14 protein-coding genes are annotated in these 21,855 nt (G+C 64.5%); 7 read left to right on the top strand and 7 right to left on the bottom strand.

What is annotated here, in order from left to right; all coding sequences use genetic code 11:
- Positions 1-27: 27 nt before the first annotated feature.
- Entirely contained in the window at positions 28-2,715 is a 2,688-nt protein-coding gene (locus Azoinq_RS15155) for a DNA internalization-related competence protein ComEC/Rec2 (protein WP_216128341.1), read from the bottom strand.
- Positions 2,716-3,285: 570 nt separating this feature from the next.
- Positions 3,286-4,914 (bottom strand): methyl-accepting chemotaxis protein, encoded by a 1,629-nt coding sequence (locus Azoinq_RS13725; RefSeq protein ID WP_216128342.1) that lies wholly within the window; start codon positions 4,912-4,914, stop codon positions 3,286-3,288.
- A 316-nt stretch (positions 4,915-5,230) separates the two neighbouring features.
- Between Azoinq_RS13725 and Azoinq_RS13720 the strand changes: the two genes are divergently transcribed.
- Positions 5,231-5,758, top strand: a complete 528-nt coding sequence (locus Azoinq_RS13720; protein WP_232368500.1) for a DUF2062 domain-containing protein — start codon at positions 5,231-5,233, stop codon at positions 5,756-5,758.
- The gene (locus Azoinq_RS13715) at positions 5,755-6,801 is read left to right on the top strand and encodes a potassium channel family protein (RefSeq protein WP_216128344.1); all 1,047 of its coding nucleotides are present in this window, start codon (positions 5,755-5,757) and stop codon (positions 6,799-6,801) included. Before Azoinq_RS13720 ends, Azoinq_RS13715 begins: the two co-directional genes overlap by 4 nt.
- A gap of 224 nt (positions 6,802-7,025) precedes the next feature.
- On the opposite strand, the gene lolD is transcribed toward Azoinq_RS13715, so the two are convergent.
- Positions 7,026-7,745 (bottom strand): lipoprotein-releasing ABC transporter ATP-binding protein LolD, encoded by a 720-nt coding sequence (gene lolD / locus Azoinq_RS13710; RefSeq protein ID WP_216128345.1) that lies wholly within the window; start codon positions 7,743-7,745, stop codon positions 7,026-7,028.
- Between the two features lie 131 nt (positions 7,746-7,876).
- Positions 7,877-9,118 carry a lipoprotein-releasing ABC transporter permease subunit gene (locus tag Azoinq_RS13705; protein WP_216132382.1) on the bottom strand — a complete coding sequence of 414 codons (1,242 nt, stop codon included), beginning with the start codon at positions 9,116-9,118 and terminating at the stop codon, positions 7,877-7,879.
- A 382-nt stretch (positions 9,119-9,500) separates the two neighbouring features.
- Here Azoinq_RS13705 and Azoinq_RS13700 point away from each other — a divergent pair, with 382 nt between their 5' ends.
- A complete protein-coding gene (locus Azoinq_RS13700) occupies positions 9,501-10,730 on the top strand; it encodes a hypothetical protein (protein WP_216128346.1) in 1,230 nt (409 codons plus the stop codon).
- A 145-nt stretch (positions 10,731-10,875) separates the two neighbouring features.
- Positions 10,876-12,588, top strand: coding sequence for a single-stranded-DNA-specific exonuclease RecJ (gene recJ, locus Azoinq_RS13695; protein WP_216128347.1), 1,713 nt, complete (start codon positions 10,876-10,878; stop codon positions 12,586-12,588).
- On the opposite strand, the gene Azoinq_RS13690 is transcribed toward recJ, so the two are convergent.
- On the bottom strand, positions 12,560-13,462 hold the full coding sequence (locus tag Azoinq_RS13690; RefSeq protein ID WP_232368499.1) for a DMT family transporter: 903 nt from the start codon (positions 13,460-13,462) through the stop codon (positions 12,560-12,562). The two genes, recJ and Azoinq_RS13690, sit on opposite strands and share 29 nt — an antisense overlap.
- A gap of 227 nt (positions 13,463-13,689) precedes the next feature.
- On the opposite strand from Azoinq_RS13690, the gene Azoinq_RS13685 reads away from it, so the two are divergent.
- The 3 genes from Azoinq_RS13685 to lysS all read left to right on the top strand — a co-directional run bounded on the left by Azoinq_RS13685 (position 13,690) and on the right by lysS (position 18,311).
- Positions 13,690-15,495, top strand: coding sequence for a DEAD/DEAH box helicase (locus tag Azoinq_RS13685; protein ID WP_216128348.1), 1,806 nt, complete (start codon positions 13,690-13,692; stop codon positions 15,493-15,495).
- A 193-nt stretch (positions 15,496-15,688) separates the two neighbouring features.
- Positions 15,689-16,793, top strand: a protein-coding gene (prfB, locus tag Azoinq_RS13680; protein WP_216128349.1) for a peptide chain release factor 2 whose coding sequence is annotated in 2 segments (ribosomal slippage) — positions 15,689-15,769 and positions 15,771-16,793 — 1,104 coding nt in all. Because the reading frame shifts where the segments join, the coding sequence is not laid out codon by codon here.
- An 18-nt stretch (positions 16,794-16,811) separates the two neighbouring features.
- Positions 16,812-18,311, top strand: a complete 1,500-nt coding sequence (gene lysS / locus Azoinq_RS13675) for a lysine--tRNA ligase (RefSeq protein WP_216128350.1) — start codon at positions 16,812-16,814, stop codon at positions 18,309-18,311.
- 281 nt (positions 18,312-18,592) lie between these two features.
- Here lysS and Azoinq_RS13670 read toward each other — a convergent pair whose 3' ends face one another.
- Positions 18,593-21,322 carry a response regulator gene (locus Azoinq_RS13670; RefSeq protein ID WP_216128351.1) on the bottom strand — a complete coding sequence of 910 codons (2,730 nt, stop codon included), beginning with the start codon at positions 21,320-21,322 and terminating at the stop codon, positions 18,593-18,595.
- A 2-nt stretch (positions 21,323-21,324) separates the two neighbouring features.
- Entirely contained in the window at positions 21,325-21,852 is a 528-nt protein-coding gene (locus Azoinq_RS13665; protein ID WP_216128352.1) for a YfiR family protein, read from the bottom strand.
- Between the last annotated feature and the right edge of the window lie 3 nt (positions 21,853-21,855).

Below are 21,855 nucleotides of genomic sequence, written 5' to 3'. Positions count from 1 at the left end.
CCGTGGAGGCGCCCTAAGGCAACGACCCTAGTCTAGCATTACCTTTCGCCAGTAGCGGGGCCAGGTGGCCCGGGCGCCGGATAGGGCCACCTGGGGCCCCAGACGCAGGGAAATAGCCCCGTCCCGGTCCGTGCGCCAGGCCCGGGCACCTTGGTAGCGGGCCAGAATTTCGGGCCGGGGATGGCCGAAGCGGTTGCGATAACCCACCGGGTAAATCACTTCCCGGGCCCCCACCGCCGCCACAAAGGCCGGGGAGGAGGAAGTTTTGCTGCCGTGATGGGGGACCACCAGCACCTCCGCCCCCAGGGCGCCGGGATAACGGGCCAGGAGGGCCGCCTCGTCCGCCGCCTCAATATCCGAGGTAAGCAGCAGGATATGGCCCGCCGCCCGGACCTGGAGGACGCAGCTGCGGTGATTGCTCTTTTTCACTAGGCGGGGATCGTCCCGGGCATCCGGGTAAAGCATGCGGAACCCCACCCCTTCCCAAACCCAGGCGGCGCCAGCCAGACAGGGGCCCCGCCGGGCCACCCGGGGATGAATCCCCCGGCCCTCCTGGCTGTCTTCCGGCAGGGAATCCAGGAGCCAGCCCACGGGCAGGCTTTCCAGCACGGAAACCGCGCCCCCCGCGTGATCCAGGTCCCGGTGGGTAATCACCAAGCCATCCAGCCGGGTCACCCCCATGGCCCGCAGCCAGGGCACCACCAGGCGCTGACCCGCATCCGACTCCTGGCTGAAATAGGGGCCCGTATCGTAGAGCAGGGTGTGTTCGGCGGTGCGCACCGCCACCGCCAGCCCCTGGCCCACGTCCAGCACCTCCACCCAGGCCTCCCCCGGCGGAGGTCGGGGCGGAGGATTCACCAGGAGGGGCAGCAACAGGAGCCCGGCGGCAGCACGGCCGGGAAAGCCCCGGGGCATGAGCATCCAGACTACCCCCACCCCGGCCAGCACCAGGGCACCCCAGTCCGGCGCCGGGGGGGACCAGACCGCCCCGGGCCAGGCCGCTAGCCAGCCGAGCCAGGCCATGAGCCCGGTAAACAGGGCATGGGCGGCCTGCAACAGCCAGGGAAAAAAGGGCAGCAGGGCCCCGGCCAGCACCAGGGGAGTAATCACCAGACTCACCAGGGGAATAGCCACCCCGTTGGCCAGGGGTGAAATGAGGGAAAACTGCTGAAAAAATAAAAGCAACAGGGGCAAGGACAACAGGGTCACCGCCCCCTGGGTTCGGCCCCAGTCCCCTAGAAGCCGGCCCAGGGCCGGGGGACGGAGCCGCTGGCGGCCTTCCCGCCAGGCCTGGGCCCAGGCGGAGGGGAAGGACAGCGTTCGCCCCGCCTCTGGGGTCGGCTTGGCCTGGGGCCCGGTTCCGGAAACGGCATCAGGAAAAGGAATATCGCCCCAGGGGCTATCCTGGGCGGCGGGGGCCATAGCAAGTGCGACGGGAGCCTCCCTCTCCCCGGGCCCTGCGGCGGCTTGGGGGCCGGAGTCATCCGCGCTACCATCCCCCCCGGCCACCGCCGCCGCTCCGGGGCCTTCTCCCCCTTCCCGCCCCCCCTGGCTCCCCACCACCAGCAGAGCCGCCACAGCCAGAAAAGAGAGCCAGAAGCCGGGGGCCAGCACCGCCCAGGGGTCCCACAGCAGCACGGTTAGCAGGGCAAAGCCCAGAATGCCGCCGGGCTTGGTGCCCCGCCCCAGGGTCAGGGCCAGGGCAACGGCACCCAACATGGCCCAGGTCCGCAGGGCGGGCACCGCCGCCCCGGCCAGCAGGGTATAGGCTCCCGCCGCCCCCCAGGCCACCCCGATGCGCAGGCGCTGTACGGGCAGGCGTTCCAGAAGTCCGGGGCGCCGCCGCCAGAGCCATCCCGCCCAAGCCCCGGCCAGGGCCCCCACCAGGGTAACGTGGAGCCCGGAAATGGAAATCAGGTGGGTAATACCGGTGTGGGAGAAAACCCGCCACTGTTCCCCGGGAATGGCCTGCTGGTCCCCGATGGCCAGGGCCAGCAGCACCCCCTGGTAGGGATAATCGGCGGCGGGCAAGGCGGCCTGGAAATGTTCCCGGAGGCGGCTGCGCAGCCGCTCCACCGCCAGCCCCGGGGGCCAAACACCAGCCCGGAGGACAGAGTCCGCCAACAGCAGCCGTTCGTCATCCCCCCGCACATAACCCACAGCCCCCAGTCCCCGCTCCAGAAGCCAGGCTTCGTAATCGAAGCCAGCCCCATTCACATTGCCATGGGGCCGCTTGAGGCGCAGGGTCAGGCGCCAGCGCTGGCCCGGCTCCAGAAGGGGTAAAGCCCCGTCCTTATCCCTATACCAGGACAGCAGCAGACGGGAAGGCAGGACCCGGGGCGCCGCCCCTTTCCCCGCCAGAATCCCCGGACCATCGGACTGAAACTCGAAACGCCAGCCCCGGGGCGTGGCCTGGGGCAAGGCGGCCACCACCCCGGTCAGGGTCAGATCCCGCCCCTCCAGGTCCGGCGCCAACTGGTCGGCCATGCGTAATTGGGCGCGCCAGCCGGCCCAGCCCAGGCCCAAAGCGAAAGCCAGCCCCAGGAGGGCCACTCTCCGCCTGGCATTCCAGGGGGGCCCTAAGCCCGAGCGGCTCAGTCCCACCCAGGCCAGCGCCCCCAGCCCCAGCAGGGGCGGCAAGGAAAAATCTGGCAGAGCGGGCAACCACTGGAGTAGTCCCACTCCCAGGGCAAAGGCCAGGGCGGGAAAGTTCATGCCCATAGCATAACAAGCGCCCGCTATCCGCCCAAGAGAAAGCGCTGCCCGAGCCCGACCTTTCGGGCCAAACGGCACATAAAGGACCTTTCAAGGCCCCCCTCGAAAAAATGGTTGGTTTTCGAGGGGCTTTCCTTGGGCAACCATGGCGCGGCTAGACTTTCCACGGATACCTATTGCCAAATTTTGGTTGCGGGCACGATGGGGCAGAAAAAAGCCCCAAACCTTGAGGGAATGGGGCTTTCGTTATTTCCTACCCACTCCTCAACCGGAATTGAGAGGGGCTTACTTCCGATACGCTTTGTTGTTGGCCAAGCCTTACGGGATAAGGCGCCCGGCCTAGTGCGAGACCTCGGCCCCGGCCTGGGGGCCTCTCCCTAGAAACGCATCAGGGATACCTCTTGGGCTGAGGGCGAGTTTTATGGGTGTTTTTACTGCGTGACCTTTTCCCTTCTCCCGAGGAACAGCCCTTTTATTGAAAGGGCTGGTGACTGCATCCAGTTTATCTAACCCTTGCCTACGGATGGTGTGACGCAGTCTCCTAGGTTCAAGCCAGCTTTCCCCTGCACCTCACACCCGGAAATGGCCCACCATGGTTTTCAGGTCGCTGGCGATGGCTTCTAGCTGGTGGGCGTTGTTCGCGGTCTGGCGAATGATGGTGGTGGTTTCTTCCACCATGTTGGCAATCTGTTCCACCCGCTGGGCGATGGAGGTGCTGGCGGCGCTTTGTTCCTGGGTGGAGTCCGCCACTTCGCCGACCCGTTGCAGGGTACGCTTGGCCCCTTCTTCGATGGCTTTGAGGGAGGCGGAGGCGGATTCGGCCAGTTGTACCCCCTGTTCCACTTCGGGCAGGGCCATGTCCATGGCGGTGACGGCGGATTCGGTGTCCGCCTGGATGCCCTGGATCATGTCTTCGATTTCCGCCGTAGCCTTGGCGGTCCGTTCCGCCAGCTTGCGCACTTCGTCTGCCACCACGGCGAAGCCCCGGCCCTGTTCCCCGGCCCGGGCGGCCTCAATGGCGGCGTTCAGGGCCAGGAGGTTGGTCTGCCCGGCGATGTCCTTGATTACGTTAGCGATGGAGGACACCTGGTTGGCCCGCTCTTCCAGGGCCCGAATCTGGGTGGAGGCCTGGGTCACGGTGGTGGCGATCTGGCCGATGGCGGCCGCTGCCTGGCCTACCCGGGCCGTGCCCTGGCTGGCTTCCTGGGCCGCGTCCCGGGAGTCCTGGGAGCTGTCCCGGGCGCTGTCGGAAATATGGTTGGAGCTGACCGTCAGTTCCTGAATGGCCGCGGCCATGGCGGAGGTGGCGTCGGATTGTTGCACCGCCGCCTGGGCCACCTGGTCGGAGGCCTGGGAAATTTGGGAGGCGTTGCCCACCAGTTGGTTGGCGTGTCCGTTGATTTCTCCCACCATGCTACGCAGGGCCGCGGTCATGGTGCCCAGGGCGTGGAGCAGGCTCCCTGCTTCCGCCCGGCCTACATCCGCCGTCAAATCCCCTTCCGCAATGCGTTGCATAATGGCCGTGGCATGGACCGGTTCCCCCCCCAACTGGCGCAGCACGCTCCCCCCAATACGCCAACCTAGCAGGCTTAACAAAGCCAGCAGCACGAAGGAAATGCCTCCCAGCACCCAGGCGACCCGGTGAAACTGCTGGTCGATGTCGTCGATATAAATCCCGGTACCCACCATCATGTTCCAGGGTTTAAAGGGGGCCCCATAGCCCAGTTTGGGCTCCGGATTGGTGTGGCCGGCCCGGGGAAAGAGGAATTCCACGTAGCCGCCGCCCTGCTCGGCGGCCTCCAGGAGTTCCTTGTTAAACATCCGCCCCTGGCTGTCTTTCACATCCCGCTTATTCTTGCCTTCAAACTCCGGCTTGGCGGGGTGCATGAAATTGACCCCGTTGGTGTAATAGATGAAGTAGTAGTCATTTTGCCCAAAACGTATGCCCCGTAGCGCCCCTTTAGCAGCCTGCTTGGCCTCCTCGTCCGTTAATTTTCCGGACTGGGCCTGCTGCTGATAGTAGGTCAGGGTGGCCACCGCCACTTCGGTGAGATTCCGTACCTTTTCCTTGCGATCCTCCAGCATGGTGGAGCGGATCTCAAAGAGGGCGGTTAAACACAGGCAGATCAAGCCCAGCAGGGTTATCCCCACCAATAACTGCATCCGGGTGGAGACCCGTAGGCGCTGCAATATACCCATCACAATTCTCCAAGATTCGGGAACTGAGCCCAGCCCCCATGGGCAGATTTTATGACAATCCCCCTATGGGGCCCACCCTAAATTCATTAGGAAAAATCCTACAAACTTAATTTCTCTAAAAAATTTGTCATTTTTATACGGTAAAAACCCGACGACTCGTCCTGCGCCCTTGCCAGGAAAATTCCCTTCCCGTCCCCCCTTGCCCTCCGTCCCTTCCCCCCCACACCGCTTTCCGGGAATAGTGGGACACTTTCTATTTTTCTCTCCCCTGCCCATGCCCTCTCCCCTGCGCCCCCGCCTGCCTGGACCGGAAAGCTTGGCGCGCCGCCCCGGGCTGGCCCCCTTGAGGCGTTGGCTGATCCAGCCCGGGCTTTGGCGCTTGAACCGGCGTTCCGCCGCCGGGGGCGTGGCCGTGGGGCTGTTCTGCGGGCTCATTCCCGGGCCCTTGCAGATGCTGGGAGCGGCCCTGCTGGCCCTGGTCCTGCGGGTCAATCTGCCCCTGGCCCTGGCCTGCACCCTGTACACCAATCCCTTCACTATCCTGCCCCTGTACTGGCTGGCCTACCGGCTGGGCCGCTGGCTGGTGGGACCGGGGGACGGGACGGGGACGCCGCCTCCAGCCTGGGAGGGTGCCTGGAACGCCTGGAGTACCTGGAGCGACGGTTTCACCGCCACCCTGCACTGGGCCCTGGCCCTGGGCCGGCCCCTGCTGGTGGGCCTAATTTCCCTGGCTTTGCTGCTGGCGGGCGCCGGTTATGCTATTGTCCGGGCCGGGTGGCGGCTCTATCTAATCCGCGCCTGGCACCGAAGACGACAAGAACGACGCCCGATCCACCGTCCATGAATTCCGGCTCATCCCACAATTCCGCCCAGCCCCTCCAGGCCCTTAGCTATGTCTATGGGGCCCTGGCGACCCTGCTGGGCGTATTGCTGCTGGGCACCCTGGGCTATCACCTGCTCACCGCCGGACGCTATTCCTGGTTCGACTGCTTCTACATGACCTTTATCACCGTGGCCACCATCGGCTTCGGTGAAATCATCGACATGAGCCACAACGCCCCGGCCCGGGTGTTCACCGTGGCCATCGGCATGTTGGGCATGGGCACCCTGTCCTTCCTCTTCTCCACCGTCACGGTGACCCTGATCGAATCAGACCTCAATGGAACCCTGCGGAGACGTCGCATGGAAAAGATCATCAAAAAACTCACGGGACATTACATCGTTTGCGGCTTTGGCCGGGTGGGCAAAAACGTGGCCCGGGAACTGGACGCTACCACCCGCCGCTACGTGGCCATTGAAGAAAATCTGGAGCCCCTGGAAGGCCAGAAGCTGAAAAACCCGGGCTTTCTCTACCTCCACGGGGACGCTTCCGACGACGATATGCTGATGAAGGCGGAAATCACCCAGGCCAAGGGGGTATTCGCCGTGACGGGGGACGATTCCCGCAATCTGATGATCGTCATCACCGCCAAGCAGTTGAATCCCCATCTGCGGGTGGTGGCCCGCTGTCACGAGCCCCGCAATGTGGAAAAAATGCGCAAGGCCGGGGCAGACGCCATCTTTTCCCCGGACCTCACCGGCGGCAACAGGCTGGCGTCCCTCATGGTCCGGCCCCACGTGGTGTCTTTCCTGGACGAAATGCTCAAGTCGGAAAAGCGGCTGCGCATTGAGGAAGTTCAGGTACCCGCCAATTTCCGGGCCACGCCCCTGGGCAATCTAAAGCTGCGCAGTTCCGAATATGTGCTCCTGGCCATCCGGGAAAAAGGGGACTGGATTTTCAACCCCACCCCGGATTACGAGCTGAAACCGGGCTACACCCTGATTGCCATGGCCAGCCCTCTAGGCCGGGTGGAACTGGAAGCGGCTCTGGTGGAAATGCTCAGCTAAGGCGCACGGGCCTGAGTACTGGTGGTGATCGTAGGAAGCGCGGGGAAGATTCCCGCGACGGTCAGGACGACTTTTCCCTCAGGCTTTTTCCTCACACCCGCCAAAATTCTGCGACCCCGTCCCAAAAAAACCGTGGAAACCGGCGTCAATCGGCGATCTAGCTTTTAACCCCCGGGACAGGTCCGAGGCATAAGCGTCTCCGCCCTCCCCAAGCCACAAGCCCCTTAATTCGCCCCGCCCAGCACCCCATCCGTCAAGGTCAGCACCCGCTCTGCCCGAGCGGCCAGGCTGGTGTCGTGGGTGACGATGACAAAGCCCGTGCCCTGATCCCGGCTCACTTCCAGCATCAGATCAAACACCTGGTCCGCCGTCTGCCGGTCCAGATTGCCCGTGGGTTCGTCCGCCAGAACGCAGGCCGGGTGGGTCACCAGGGCCCGGGCGATGGCCGCCCGCTGCCGTTCCCCGCCGGAGAGTTCGCTGGGGGTATGTTCCAGGCGATGGCCCAGGCCCACCCGTTCCAGCATGGCTTTGGCCCGGGCCGCCGCCACTTCTTCCGGCAGGCGCCGGATAAAGAGGGGCATGGCCACATTTTCCAGGGCGGTGAATTCGGGCAGGAGATGGTGAAACTGGTAAACGAAGCCCAAATGCTGGTTACGCCAGGCGCCCCGCTCCCCTTCCCCCATGGCGAAAGGGTCCCGGCCCATGAGGTGGATCTGGCCGCTGGTAGGGGCATCCAGCCCCCCCAGGAGATGCAGCAGGGTGGATTTGCCGGAGCCCGAGGCCCCCACAATGGCGACCCGCTCCCCGGCCCGGATGGCCATATTCACCTCCTGCAAAACCCGCACCGCCGTGTCCCCCTGGCCGTAAACCCGGCCCAGGTGTTCGCAAGAGAGGATGGGGGCCCCTTCCGGCAGGGCGGAGGCGGCGTCAATTTGTTCAGACATGGGCGTAAAAACCAACTAGAGAGCGCCCCAGCAAGGGACGCCGTGGGAGAAGGAAAAGCCACGGGGGCCGCCGCCATGCCGCACCGCCGGGGCAAGCCCCCCGGGGCCGGGCAGGAAGGCGTCCCCAAGCCTCATTCGTAGCGCAGGGCTTCCGCCGGGTTGACCCGGGAAGCGCGCCAACTGGGGTAAAGGGTGGCCACCAGGGCCAGCACGAAGGAAATCAGGGTAATCCAGGTCACATCCCCCCACTGGAGCTCGGAGGGCAGTTCAGAAATGTAATAGACGTCCTTGGCCAGAAAATGGACCCCGGTAACCCGTTCAATAAAGGGCACCACCACGTCAATATTGAGGGCCAGGGTGACGCCCCCCAAAATGCCCGCCCCCAGGCCGATAATGCCGATCAGGGCGCCCTGGACCACGAACACGGCCATGATGCTCCCCGGGCTGGCCCCCAGGGTGCGCAGAATGGCAATGTCCGCCTGCTTATCCGTCACCGCCATGACCAGGGTGGAGACAATGTTGAAGGCCGCCACCGCCACGATCAGGGACAGGATGATGAACATCATGTTTTTCTCGATCTGCACCGCCCGGAAGAAATTGGCGTGGCTCTTGGTCCAGTCATTGAGATAGGCGGGCACGGTGAGGGTGGGGGCGATTTCCCGGGCAATCTGGGGCGCCTTGAACAGGTCATCCACCTTAAGCCGCACGCCGCTCACCTGGCTGCCCAAGCGGTACAGGAGCTGAGCGTCGGACAGTTCGATCAAAGCCAGGCCCGAGTCGTACTCATACATGCCCGCCTCGAAAATACCCACCACCCGGAAAGCCCGCAGTCGGGGCACCACCCCGGCGGGGGTCACCGTGCCCTGGGGCGCGATCAGGGTCACCTTGTCCCCCACGGTCACCCCCAGGCCCCGGGCCAGTTCCGCCCCCAGCACAATGCCGAATTCCCCGGGGCGCAGGGCGTCCAGGCTGCCCGACTTCATGTGGCTACGAAAGCCCGCCACCTTGTCTTCCAGGTCCGGGGTAATGCCCCGCACCATCACCCCCTGGACTGCATCATCCCGGGACAACATGCCCTGGGCCTGCACATAGGGGGCCGCCGCCTTCACGTCCGGATGCTGGCTGGCCTCCTTGGCCACCACCTGCCAGTCCTCCAGATTGCCGTCAAAACCGGTGATTTCAATATGGGAGGCGACGCTGAGAATCCGGTCCCGCAGTTCGGTCTGAAAACCGTTCATCACCGACAGCACCACAATCAGGGCCGCCACCCCCAGGGCGATGCCCGCCATGGAAATCATGGAAATGAAGGAAATGAAGTGATTGCGGCGCTTGGCCCGGGTGTAGCGCAGGCCGATGCGTAATTCGTAGGGCAGTTTCATGCCGGAGGCGCACCCCGACGGGCGGGGCGGAAAGAAGCAAAGGCGCTATGCTACACTTCCTCCCCCGATGTCCGCCATGCCCGGCCGGAAAGGGCCTGGGGACGGGCTTTTCCGCCCAACGCAGGGAATAGGGAAAAGAGGGAACCGGTAGCGCCGACAGGAGTCCCATACCCGTGCCCGGCGGGTTTTTCGGCCCCGGACAAGCCGGGACGGCCAGGAAAAGAAACGCCAAGCTCCCGTCCCGGAGCCCTCCTCCGTACCAGGGGCGAGGCAAGTTCGCCAAAGCCCCCAACGTTTAGGCTCAGCCCAAAGCCCACCCCAGCGCCCGTTGCTCCCTCGGCAAAAATACACCGTCCCTTCCTGATTGCCTTTCACCATGCACCTCCACCTTCTCATTCCCGAACTGCTCTGGCCCGAGCCGGAAGACGGTCTGGCTTACCAGGAGTTGGGCCCGGCCACCCTGCCCGCCCTTTCCCGCCTGCTGGATCGCTGCCCGCCCCGGCGGGAATCGGCCCTGGCGCCGGAAATCTGGCTAGCCCAGGCCCTGGAAGGGGATAGGGCCCCCCTGGCCTACCGGCGTTGGCAGGGGGAAGGGATGGCGGAGGGTGTGGTGGATAGGGGGTTACTGGATAAAACCACAGTCCCCCAGCAAAATCCCATCCAGGCCCCGTCCAGCCGCCCCATTCTCTGGCTCTGCGCCGACCCGGCCCACCTGCGCCTGCACCAGGAACAGGTGGTGCTAGCGGACAGCCGGGATCTGGGCCTGACCCCGGAAGAAGCCCAGGCCCTGGGCACTGCTCTGGGAGAACACTTTTCCCAGGCAGGGGATCTGGAGGTGCAGTGCTTCACCCCCCATCCCCGGCGCTGGTATCTGCGCCTCCAGGGGGGCTGGCTGGACCCGGTGTGGCAGGCCAGCCAGGCTCCGGACGGGGTTTCCCCCGCCCCGGCCCAGGATTACCCGGCCCCGCCCCTGTCCGCCGTCACCGGGCGGCGTCTGGAAAATCTCCTGCCCCGCTCGGGAGGGGCGCCCCTGGCCCGACATCTGGCGGCGCTCTTCAATGAAGCCCAGATGTTCCTCTACGCCCACCCGGTCAATGAAGCCCGGGAGGCCCGGGGCCAGGCAACCGTAAACAGTCTGTGGCTCTGGGGCGCGGCCTGGGAACCGGCCATCGGCCCGACCCAGCCAGCAGACGTGTCCCGGCCCTGGAACGTTCTTTATAGCGACGATACCTTGAGCCGGGGGTTGGCCCGAAGCGCCGGTGTGCCAGTGCAAGCCCTGCCGGATGACTATGCCGGATTGGCTGCCGCCGCCGGAACCGTGCTGGCCCAGATTCCCGACCTGCTCCCCCCGGCCCAGTACCAGGAAGCAGAAGACTGGCGCCAGGCCTTGCTGGATCTGGAGCAGCGCTGGTTCGCTCCCCTCCTGGCAGCCCTGGACGGGAGGCAGCTGGAAAGCCTGACCCTGGTGAGCCCTTCCAGCTACGGCCTCCTCTCCTGGACGCCCGCGCCCCGGAATCCCTGGCGCTTCTGGCAGGCTTTCCGTCAGCCCCCGGCGATCCAGGATCTGGCCCGGACCCTGGCCGCAGACCGGGAAGAGCCGCGCTAAAAAAGGGAGAGGAGCGGACTCTGACGGCGCTCCCGCCCCCTCGCCACAGAGCCCCAAAGCCCCGTTTTTCCAACAACTGTTTATTTATCCAGTTACCCGTTCCGGGGTACACTCCCCGGGCCTTTTCCCCTTTCCCACCCCGTCCATGACCCGCATCCTGCCCCGATCCGTTCCGCCCCGGCTGCAATGGCAGCTGGAACAACAAGGTCTCCACCCCCTGCTGGCCCGCATTTACGCCGCCCGGGGCATCCAGAGCCGGCAGGAGCTGGAATACGGCTTCAATCAGCTGCTCCCCCCCCAAGACCTGACCCGAGCCGAGGAAGCAGCCCAACTGCTAGCGGATGCCATCGAGGCGGGGGCCCGCATGGTCATCGTCGCTGACTACGACTGCGATGGGGCCACCGCCTGCGCCGTGGGTATGCGGGCCATGAAGGCCTTCTGCGCCGGCACCGAGGCCCATATCGACTATCTGGTGCCCAACCGCTTCACCTACGGCTACGGCCTGTCCCCGGAAATCGTGGCCCTGGCGGCCCAGCAGCAGCCGGACCTGATCATTACGGTGGATAACGGCATTGCCAGCCTGGAAGGGGTGGCCGCCGCCCGGGACCTGGGCATTGCCACCCTGGTCACGGACCACCACTTGCCCGGGGACAGCCTTCCGGAGGCAGACTGCATCGTCAATCCCAATCAGCCGGGCTGTACCTTCCCGAGTAAAAATCTGGCCGGGGTTGGGGTGATGTACTACGTCATGCTTGCCCTGCGGGCCGAACTGCGCCGCCGGGGCGCTTTTCAGGATAAGCCGGAGCCCAATCTGGGAGCCCTGCTGGATTTGGTTGCCCTGGGCACGGTGGCGGACGTGGTCAAGCTGGACCACAACAACCGCATCCTGGTGGCCCAGGGTTTGAAGCGCATGCGGGAAGGCCGGCTCTGCCCGGGCCTGGCCGCCCTCTTCCGGGCCGCCGGGCGGGACACCAGCCAGGCCTCCGCCTTTGACCTGGGCTTCACCATTGGCCCCCGGCTCAATGCGGCGGGCCGTCTGGCGGACATGGGCCTGGGCATCGAATGCCTGATTACGGACGATCCGGCCCGGGCCGCCAACATCGCCCAGCAGCTGGATCAGCTCAACCGGGAACGGCGGGAAATCGAGGCGGAAATGCAGGAACAGGCCTACGCCCGGCTAGAAGCCCTGGACGGCCTGGAGAGCGAAGTGGGGGCGGGTATCGCCCTGTTCGACGGGGAATGGCACCAGGGAGTGGTGGGCATTCTGGCCTCCCGCCTAAAGGACAAACTGCACCGACCCATTTTCGCCTTTGCCCGGGGCGACAACGGCCAGATCAAAGGCTCGGGCCGTTCCATTCCCGGTCTGCACCTGCGGGACGCCCTGGATCTGGTCTCCAAGCGGGCCCCCGGGCTACTGCTGCGCTTTGGCGGCCACGCCATGGCCGCGGGGGCAACCCTTATGGAAACGGACTTTGAGCGCTTCCGGGAACTGTTCGCCCAGGTCGCAGAGGAATTACTGGACCCGGCGGCCATGACCCGCACCCTGGAAACGGACGGAGGCCTGGAATCGGGCTATTTCAGTCTGGAAGTGGCCAAGCTGCTGGCCGGGGAAGTGTGGGGCCAGGGTTTCCCGCCCCCCCTCTTCGACGACGTGTTCCAGGTGGAAAGCCAGCGGGTGCTCAAGGACAAGCACCTGAAACTACGGCTGCGCAAGGATCAGGCCCGGCTGGACGCCATCCAGTTCAATGCCACCGAATCCCCCGGGGACCGGGCCCGGGTGGCCTACCGGCTAGCCATCAACGACTACAACGGGGTGCAGACCCCCCAGCTCATTGTCGAGCACTGCGCCCCGGTATAGTCACCGTGGCCACGGCGGCCAGGATCAGCCCGGCCGCCACGTATTCCTGCCACCCGGGCCGTTCCCCCAGAATGGCCATGCCGCCGAATACCCCCACCAGGGGCGTAACCAGGGAGGAGAGGGAAGAAACGGCCACGGGCACCATGAGCACAATCCGGTTCCAGGCCCAGTAGCAGAACATGAAAGCCACCCCAATGTTGTAGGCCAGCCCGAAAGCGGGCCAAAAATGGGGCCAGTGCAGCTGGTCCGTTTCCAGGGGCCAGGCGGCCAGCAGCAGGGGGAGCCCCCCCACCAGCATCATCCAGCCCGTCAGCACGGTGGTGGAAACGGGCAGGGGATAACGTTTCAGCAGCACAATGCCGATGGCCCAGCTCCAGGCGGCGCCGATCATGCACAGGGCCCCCACCGGGGTAGCCAGCATGGCTCCCGCCCCTTCCTCCAGCAAAAAGCCCACCCCGGCCAAGCCCAGCAACAGCCCCAACACCCGCCGCCGGGTAATGGCTTCCTTGAGAATGACTACGGACAGCACCATGCCCCACAGGGGCATGGTGTAACCCAGTAGGGCCGCCCGGCCCGAAGGCAGGAGCTTGACCCCATAGGTGGCCAGCACATTCCAGCCAATGATATTGCCCAGGGCCATGCCCGCCAGTGCCCCCCAGTAGGACCGGGCAATGGCCAGGGAGTGGCCGTTGGCCCGGGCCAGGATCAACATGCCCAGCCCCCCCATGGACAGGCAGAAGCCCCGGAAATACAGGGGCGGCACGTCCCGCAGGACAATTTTCATAATCGGCCAGTTAAACCCCCAGCCCAGGGTAATGGCCAGAAGCAGGAGTAATCCGGTACGGGAAAGACGTTCGTTGGAAGAGGCAGACACGGGAGGGAATTTTCGCCAAAGGGGGCTCAGTTTACCCTAGACCGCTCCCCCACCCCGCCGTTCCCGGCAATGGCAACTATCCATTTCCAGGGCTTGACGGAGGGAAAAACGTGAATCATGCCCTGGCGCGGAGCTTTTGCCGGACGCATAATTTCAGACGCATAAAAAATGCCCGGTCGCCCCCCGGGGAGGGCCGGTTCCCCTTTTGTCCTTGGGAGATTTTTTTCGTGGCCACCCTGATTCCTGCCCTCAGCACCTGCCTGCCTCGCATGACCTCCGGAGAAAAGCGCCTGGCCCGGCGGCTGGAGGAAAAACTGGAGGCGGACTACCTGCTTTGGTACGACATTCCGGTGGGCAGCGCCAATCTCCATCCGGATTTTCTCGTTCTCAATCCCCGCCGGGGGCTGCTGGTGCTGGAGGTAAAGGATTGGCGTCTGGAGACCATTCAGGCCATGGATCGGACCAGCGCCACCATCCTCACCCCCAACGGCATCAAGCAGGTCACCAATCCCCTGGAGCAGGCCCGGCAATACGCCCATGCGGTGGTCCAGCTCATGGAAAAAGACCCCCAGCTCACCTTTGCCAGCGGCAAGGTGGCGGGCCGTTTGGTATTTCCCTGGGGCTACGGGGTGGTGCTCACCAACATCACCCGCAAACAGTTCGAGAGCACGGATTTGGATCAGGTGCTGGAACCCCACCGGGTCCTCTGCAAGGATGAAATGGAGGAAGGAGTGGATGGGGAGGCGTTCCAGGAGCGGCTCTGGGCCATGTTTCCCTTCCATCGCAGTGTTCCCCTGTCCCTACCCCAGATCGACCGCATCCGCTGGCACCTGTTTCCGGAAATCCGCATCACCACCCCCACCCAGGGACAGCTTTTCACCGACACCGAGGCGGTCCTGCCGGATATTGTCCAGGTCATGGACCTGCAACAGGAACAGCTGGCCCGCAGCCTGGGGGATGGGCATCGGGTCATTCACGGGGTAGCCGGGAGCGGCAAAACCCTGATTCTGGGCTACCGGGCCGAGCATCTGGCCCAGGTCTGCCGCAAACCCATTCTGGTGCTCTGCTACAACCGTACCCTGGCGGCCCGCCTGGCCCAATCCATGGCGGACAAGGGGCTGGGGGAAAAGGTGCTGGTCCATTCTTTCCACCAATGGTGCCGGGCCCAGCTCCTGGCTTATCACCAGGGGCTGCCCCATAAGGAAGGGACGGAGGAAAACGAGCAATTTTTCCGGGCCATGGTGGAAAAACTGATCCGGGCCGTGGATCAGGGCCAGGTGCCCGGGGGGCAGTACGACGGGGTGCTCATCGACGAGGGCCATGACTTTGAACCGGCCTGGTTCAAGCTGGTGGTGCAGATGGTGGATCCGGCCAGCAATTCCCTGCTGGTGCTCTACGACGACGCCCAGGACATTTACGGGCGCTCAAAAAAGCAGAAATTCAGCTTCAAAAGCCTGGGCATCCAGGCCCAGGGGCGCACCACCATTCTCAAGATCAACTACCGCAACACCCGGGAAATTCTCCAGCTGGCCACCCGCTTCGCCGCCGACCTGCTGCGCCCCACCCAGGCCGACGAGGACGGGGTGCCGGTGCTGGCCCCCATCAGCGGCGGCCGTCACGGGGAAGCACCCCAGATCGTGAATCTGCCGGACATTCAGGCCCAGGCCCGCTACATCGCAGAACGTTTCCAGGCCGCCCACCGGCAAGGCACGGCCTGGAAGGATATGGCCCTCATTTACCGGGACTACCCCCGGGTGGGCAAAGCGGTACTCCACTACCTGCGCCAGCACCAGATTCCCTGTACCTATTTCAAGCAAATGACTTTCGGCACCCAGGAAGACACGGTAAAAGTCCTCACCATGCATAGTTGCAAGGGGCTGGAATTCCCCCTGGTGGCCATTCCCGGCCTGAATCTTCTGGGGGAAACCCCGGAACACCAGGAAGAAGACGCCCGGCTGCTCTACGTGGCCATGACCCGGGCCACCCGGGAATTGCTGCTCACCACGGAAACGCTAGCCACGGCCACCGTCTGATCCGGGCGAGGTTCGGGGGTGCCCCTTCCTGCCGCCCTGGCTGACCTGCCTGCCATGAGGATCATGGCCCCCAAAGAAGGGGCGACGGCGGGCTCTCCAAGCCCCACCCGGGCCGATTCCCCGGCGAACGGCTTACGCCCTCCCCCCTTCCCCAGGTATAATTTCCGGTTTCCCCACGCAGAACAAGATCATCATGGAAGCGGAACAGCTCAACGCCATCGCCAACAAGATCGCCGACCTGGACACCCGGTCGGCGGAACTTCGGAGGTATCTTTGACTACGACACCAAGGAAATTCGTCTAGTCGAAGTCTCCCGGGAACTGGAAAGCCCGGACATTTGGAATGATGCGGACCGGGCCCAGGAGCTGGGCCGGGAAAAGAAGGCCCTGGAGGGAGTGGTCCTTACCCTGACGGAAGTGGCCCAATCCCTGGCGGACGCCCAGGATTTGTTCGACATGGCCAAGGCCGAAGGGGACGATGACACCCTGCTGGCCGTGGCGGAAGATGCCCAGGCCATTGAAACCAAGGTGGCGGGCCTGGAATTCCGCCGCATGTTCAACAACCCCCAGGACCCCAACCCCTGCTTTATCGACATCCAGGCCGGTTCCGGCGGTACGGAAGCCCAGGACTGGGCCTCCATGCTCCTGCGCATGTATCTGCACTACGCGGAACGCAAGGGCTACAAGGCGGAGGTGTTGGAAGAATCGGAAGGGGAAGTGGCGGGCCTCAAGAGCGCCACCATCAAGCTCACCGGGGAATACTGTTACGGCATGCTGCGCACGGAAACGGGCATTCACCGGCTGGTGCGCAAATCCCCCTTCGATTCCAACGCCCGGCGCCACACCTCCTTCGCCTCCGTGTTCGTCTATCCGGAGGTGGATGATTCCATCGAGGTGGACATCAATCCGGCGGATTTGCGCATTGATACCTTCCGGGCCTCCGGCGCCGGCGGTCAGCACATTAACAAGACCGACTCGGCGGTGCGGATCACCCACATCCCCACCAATATCGTGGTCCAGTGCCAGAACGACCGCTCCCAGCACCGCAACCGGGCGGAAGCCATGGCCATGTTGAAATCCCGCCTGTACGAGTTCGAGCTGCGCAAACGCAACGCGGAAAAGCAGGCCATGGAAGATGCCAAGACGGACATCGGCTGGGGCCATCAAATCCGCTCCTATGTGCTGGACCAGTCCCGCATCAAGGATCTGCGCACCAATTACGAAGTGGGCAACACCCAGGCCGTGCTGGACGGGGACCTCGACGCTTTCATCGAGGCCAGTCTGAAGCAGGGCGTTTAATTTTCCAGGCAGAACACCATGACCGAACCCATCGAAAATCCCCAGGACGAAAACCACATCATCGCCGAACGCCGCACCAAGCTGGCCCAATGGCGGGAAAGCGGCCAAGCCTACCCGAACAATTTCCGCCGGGAAAACACGGCGGGCAAGCTGGACGAACTGTACGGCAGCAAAGAACCGGAAGCCCTGGAAGCGGAAGCCGTGGAAGTGAAGGTGGCGGGCCGCATGATGCTGCGCCGGATCATGGGCAAGGCGGCTTTCATCACCATTCAGGATCTCTCCGGCCGCATCCAGATTTACGTCAAGCGGGACGCGGTGGGAGAAGACACCTACGGGGACTTCAAGCATTGGGACTTGGGGGACATCGTCGGGGTGCAGGGCACCCTGTTCAAGACCAAGACCGGGGAACTGACCGTCCAAGCCAGCAGCATCCGCCTGCTCACCAAGTCCCTGCGGCCCCTGCCGGAAAAATTCAAGGGCCTCACGGACGTGGAGCAGCGCTATCGCCAGCGCTACCTGGACCTGATCATGAATGAAGCCTCCCGCTTCACCTTCGTGGCCCGCAGCCGCATGATCCAGTCCATCCGCCGCTACATGGTGGATCACAACTTCCTGGAAGTGGAAACGCCCATGATGCACCCCATCCCCGGCGGTGCCTCGGCCAAGCCCTTCACCACCCACCACAACGCCCTGGATATGGACCTCTACCTGCGCATTGCGCCGGAACTGTATCTGAAGCGCCTGGTGGTGGGCGGCTTTGAACGGGTCTTTGAAGTGAACCGGAATTTCCGTAACGAGGGCATCAGCCCCCGGCACAATCCGGAATTCACCATGATGGAGTTCTACGCCGCCTACGCGGACTACCGCATCCTTATGGACTTCACCGAAGGCCTGCTGCGCCATGCGGCCCGGGAAGCCCTGGGCACGGAGACCTTCGAATATCAAGGCAAGCCCCTGGACCTGTCCAAGCCCTTCGCCCGCATGACCATGGTGGAAGCCATTCACCAGAAGCGTCCCGGCTTCACCCTGGCCCAGCTCAATGATCCGGCCTGGCTGCGTCAGAAGCTGACGGAAATGAAGGTGGAAACCCGCCCGGACCAAGGGGTGGGTGCCCTGCAAATGCTCATGTTTGAAGAAACGGCGGAAGCCGAGCTGTGGGAACCCACTTTCATCATCGACTACCCGGTGGAAGTGTCTCCCCTGGCCCGCAAGAGCGACGCGGACCCCTCCATTACGGAACGCTTCGAACTCTTTATCGTCGGTCGGGAAATCGCCAACGGCTTCTCCGAGCTCAACGATCCGGAAGACCAGGCCGCCCGCTTCCTGGCCCAGGCCAAGGCCAAGGACGCCGGGGACGAAGAAGCCATGTATTACGACGCGGACTACATCAAGGCCCTGGAATACGGTCTGCCCCCCACGGGCGGCTGCGGTATCGGCATCGACCGGCTGGTCATGCTGCTCACGGACAGCGCCAATATCCGGGACGTGATCCTCTTTCCCCAGATGCGCCGGGACTGAGCTGCTGCAAACCTCCCTGGACAAAGGCTGGGGCAGGAAAAATCAAAACGGGAAGCTTAGGCTTCCCGTTTTTTTTTATGGCCGTTCCCTCCGGCAGCCCCAAGCGCCCTTTCCCAAAAACGGGGAGGCTTCTCTCCACGAAGAACGGGGCGCCAGGACTACGGAGTGTGGGACGGCCTTACCCCCAATCGACGGTCAGGAAGAAAACTACCCGCCCCCGGCCCCATCCGGAAGAATGAAGCCGGGGCAGCGGCCCCCACCGCGCCCATGGGGCCGCCCTGTCACATGCCCAAGGAGGAATCGGCGCTACGCCGGGGATCCGCTTCCCGAGCCGCCGCCAGCAGGCCTTCCATGGCGTGTTCCGTTTCTTCCAGCAGGCCGTCCAGGAGTCGGGCCGCTTCCGGATAATCCAGGGTTCCTTCCCGGTTCAGGCGTTCATCCAGAATCCGGGCCGCTTCCGCCAGCCGCTGGGCGCCCACGCTGGCAGCGGCGGATTTCAAGGTATGGAGGGCAATCCGGGCGTTCTCCTCGCTCCCCACATCTGTCACATGACGATGGGCCTGCTCTAGGAACAGGGGCACCATGGCCTCGAGAAAATCCCGCCAGGGACGGCTTTGCCGGCTACCGATAGCCTGCAAGACCTGGCTGTCCAGGTAGGGGGTGGCGGCGTTGCCGGCCCCCAGCCCCTCCCCTTCTAGGGTCGCCGGAGCCGGGGCCCCCTCGCCCCCTTCCTCCCTGGCTAGCCAGCCGTCCAAGAGGGCCCGTAGCTGCTCCTCGGAAAAGGGTTTGCAAAGAAAGCCGTTCATGCCCGCCGCCAGGCAGCGCTGCCGATCCTCCGGATAGGAATTGGCGGTGAGGGCAATCACCGCCGTGGGAGCCCGGCCGGATTGGCGCTCCCGCTCCCGCAGGCTACGGGCAGCGGTGTAGCCGTCCATGACCGGCATCTGGCAATCCATGAGAATCAGGTCGAAATCCCCCTGCTCCCAGGTATCCAGGGCTTCCTGGCCATCGCCTACCACCACCACGGCGCAGCCGCAGTATTCCAGCAAGCCCCGGGTCACCTCCTGGTTCACCGGATTGTCTTCCACCAGCAGCACCCGGCCCGAGTACCGCACCGGGGATTCCCGGCTGACCACGGGGGTGGGAGCTTCCTCCCGGGAAGCCACCAGCAGTTCCAAAAGTTCCTGGCGGGAAACGGGACGGGACAGATGGCGCTGGAAGGGAGCCTGGATGTCCCGGTCCCCCAGGGGGCCCAGGCTCACCCAAACCTTGCCCTGGCCGGCTTCCGCCGCCAGTTCGGCCCAGGTCCGGCCTTTGGGCGGCTCGGCCTGGGTATCCACCAGCACCAGATCCACCTCGTCCCGAAGCAGGCTGGCGGCGGCCATATTGCCATCCACCACTCGCAGGCAGCCCACCTTAGCCAGGGCGCCGTATTCCGCCACCACCTCCGCCGTTCCTACCCGGGGTTCCACCAGCAACATGCGCCGATAGGCGCTGGGGCCGGGCCGACAGGCTTCCTGCACCACCGGCAGAATAAGGCTGAAGCTGAATTCCGAGCCTTCTCCGGGGGCGCTCACCAGGGTCAGTTCTCCCCCCATGAGGCGCACCAGTTCCCGGGAAATGGCCAGGCCCAGGCCCGTGCCCCCGAATTTTCGGGTAGTGGAAGCATCCGCCTGGGTAAAGGCCTGGAACAGGCGCTGCTGCTCCGCCGGGGAAATGCCGATACCGCTGTCCTTCACCAGGAAGCGAATTTCCGCCTTGCCCCCTTCCCCGCCGGGGCGGCGTTCCACCTCCAGGGCCACAAAACCCTGCTCCGTGAATTTCACCGCATTGCCCAGTAGGTTGCAGAGCACCTGGCCCAGCCGGTTGGGATCACCCATAACCAGGGCCGGCACTTCCGCCCCCAGACGCACGGTCAGGTCCAGGCCCTTGGCCTGGGCGTTTTCCACTAGGGTCAAAAGATTGCGGTCGGCCAGGGCCCCCAGGTCGAAGGGGGTGTGCTCCATTTCCAGCTTACCCGCCTCGATCTTGGACAAATCCAGAATGTCGTTAAGCAGATTGAGCAGGGTTTGCCCCGATTGGAGGGCGATGTCGCTCATGCGCTGGGCTTCCTTGCCCAAGGGCTGGGTTTGCAGCAGGCGCAGCATGCCCAGCATGCCGTTCAGGGGGGTGCGGATCTCGTGGCTCATGTTAGCCAGGAAACGGCTCTTGATACGGCTCGCCTCGTGGGCCGCGTCCCGGGACGCCACCAGTTCGGCGGTCCGGCTCGCCACTTCCGCCTCCAGCACCTGCTGGTAGCGGGACAGGGTCCGGTCCCGGTTCTCGATTTCCGAGAGCATGGCGTTGAAGCTGTCGATCAGGTTGGAGATTTCATCGTGGCGCTCCCGGGCCTCCGGCTCCACCCGCAGGGAAAAGCGCTTGCTCCGGGCAATGTCCCGGGCGGCCCGCTCCAGGCGCTGGATGGGGCCCGTAATGCCCTGTTGCAGGCGACGCCCTAGCAGGGAGGCGGCAAACAGGGCCAGGGCCGTCACCAGGGCCCAGATCACTCCGCCCCGGGCCACGGAGGACCAGTACCGGTCCCGACTGGCCAGCAGCTCCACCTGGCCCACCACCTGGTTTTTGAAGCGGATTTCCTGGTGCAGGGTAATCCGGTTCCAGGATTCAGGCAGCAGTTCCCAGCCTCCCCGGCCCTGGTCCCCGTTACGGTCGTAACTGGCGAAAGGGTGACCCGCCGCATCGGTAACCTTGACCGCCAGCACTCCGGGGTCGAAGGACAGGGCCCGCAGGGTATCCACCGCCGCCCGGGCGTCGTTGAACACCAGGGAGGCTTCCAGGTTGCGGGCGGTCACGTCCATGAGGGCGGAGAGATTTTCCCGATTCAGGGTCTCCACCTCATGAACCCCGTGGATCAGGGTCAGGGAAGCGTAAATACTTAAGGCGGCCAGGGCCACCACCATCAACATGGCCTGGAGCCGTTGCCCCAGGGGTTGGAAGCGGGAAGGATTGGCCATGATTAACGGGGCCCCAGAACGTTGCGCGCCAGGCGCAGCAAATGGGCGCTAAAGCGGATATTGGCGCGCCGGGAGGCACTCAGGCTAATGTCGAAACCGACCCGGTTACCGTCCCGGATCAGGCCCACCACCCCGCCGTTGAGGGGAAAATCTTCTCCGTCACCTACGGTCAGCACGGAGGAACCGGCCAGTTCCATCAACCATTCGGCACTGCTCCGGGCCACCCCGTCCCCCAGATAGAGGACCTGGCAGTCCCGAGCGTCGGCGGGACGGAGCCGCAGGCTGACGCTCACGGTACGGCCATAGAGCACCTGGCCGTCCAGGGCCTGGAGGGCATCCGCCACCGGCCCCCGGCCAGCAACGCAGATCAGGGTGCGGTTGGCGGGCCAGTTATGGTCCTGCCATTGGGCATAATTGGCCAGATTGGCCACCAGGGCCGCTTTCACCACCGCCTCGGAGGGCGCGCTCCAGGCGTGGGCGGTGGCAATGGAACAGGCGAAGAGCACCAGGGCGCGAAGAATAAAGGCCATGGT

This window comes from Azospira inquinata (assembly GCF_018905915.1).
Taxonomy (GTDB): Bacteria; Pseudomonadota; Gammaproteobacteria; order Burkholderiales; family Rhodocyclaceae; genus Azospira; species Azospira inquinata.
The sequence above is the reverse complement of the archived record's forward strand: the minus strand, read 5'-3'. Positions and strand labels throughout refer to the sequence as shown.

Excerpts from the sequence above, each read along its gene's own strand:
- Azoinq_RS13700 (WP_216128346.1), top strand. The coding sequence starts at position 9,501 with ATGCACCTCCACCTTCTCATTCCCGAACTGCTCTGGCCCGAGCCGGAA.
- recJ (WP_216128347.1), top strand. The coding sequence starts at position 10,876 with ATGACCCGCATCCTGCCCCGATCCGTTCCGCCCCGGCTGCAATGGCAG.
- lolD (WP_216128345.1), bottom strand. The coding sequence starts at position 7,745 with ATGTCTGAACAAATTGACGCCGCCTCCGCCCTGCCGGAAGGGGCCCCC.
- Azoinq_RS13670 (WP_216128351.1), bottom strand. The coding sequence starts at position 21,322 with ATGGCCAATCCTTCCCGCTTCCAACCCCTGGGGCAACGGCTCCAGGCC.
- Azoinq_RS13725 (WP_216128342.1), bottom strand. The coding sequence starts at position 4,914 with ATGGGTATATTGCAGCGCCTACGGGTCTCCACCCGGATGCAGTTATTG.
- Azoinq_RS15155 (WP_216128341.1), bottom strand. The coding sequence starts at position 2,715 with ATGAACTTTCCCGCCCTGGCCTTTGCCCTGGGAGTGGGACTACTCCAG.
- Azoinq_RS13665 (WP_216128352.1), bottom strand. The coding sequence starts at position 21,852 with ATGGCCTTTATTCTTCGCGCCCTGGTGCTCTTCGCCTGTTCCATTGCC.
- Azoinq_RS13715 (WP_216128344.1), top strand. The coding sequence starts at position 5,755 with ATGAATTCCGGCTCATCCCACAATTCCGCCCAGCCCCTCCAGGCCCTT.
- lysS (WP_216128350.1), top strand. The coding sequence starts at position 16,812 with ATGACCGAACCCATCGAAAATCCCCAGGACGAAAACCACATCATCGCC.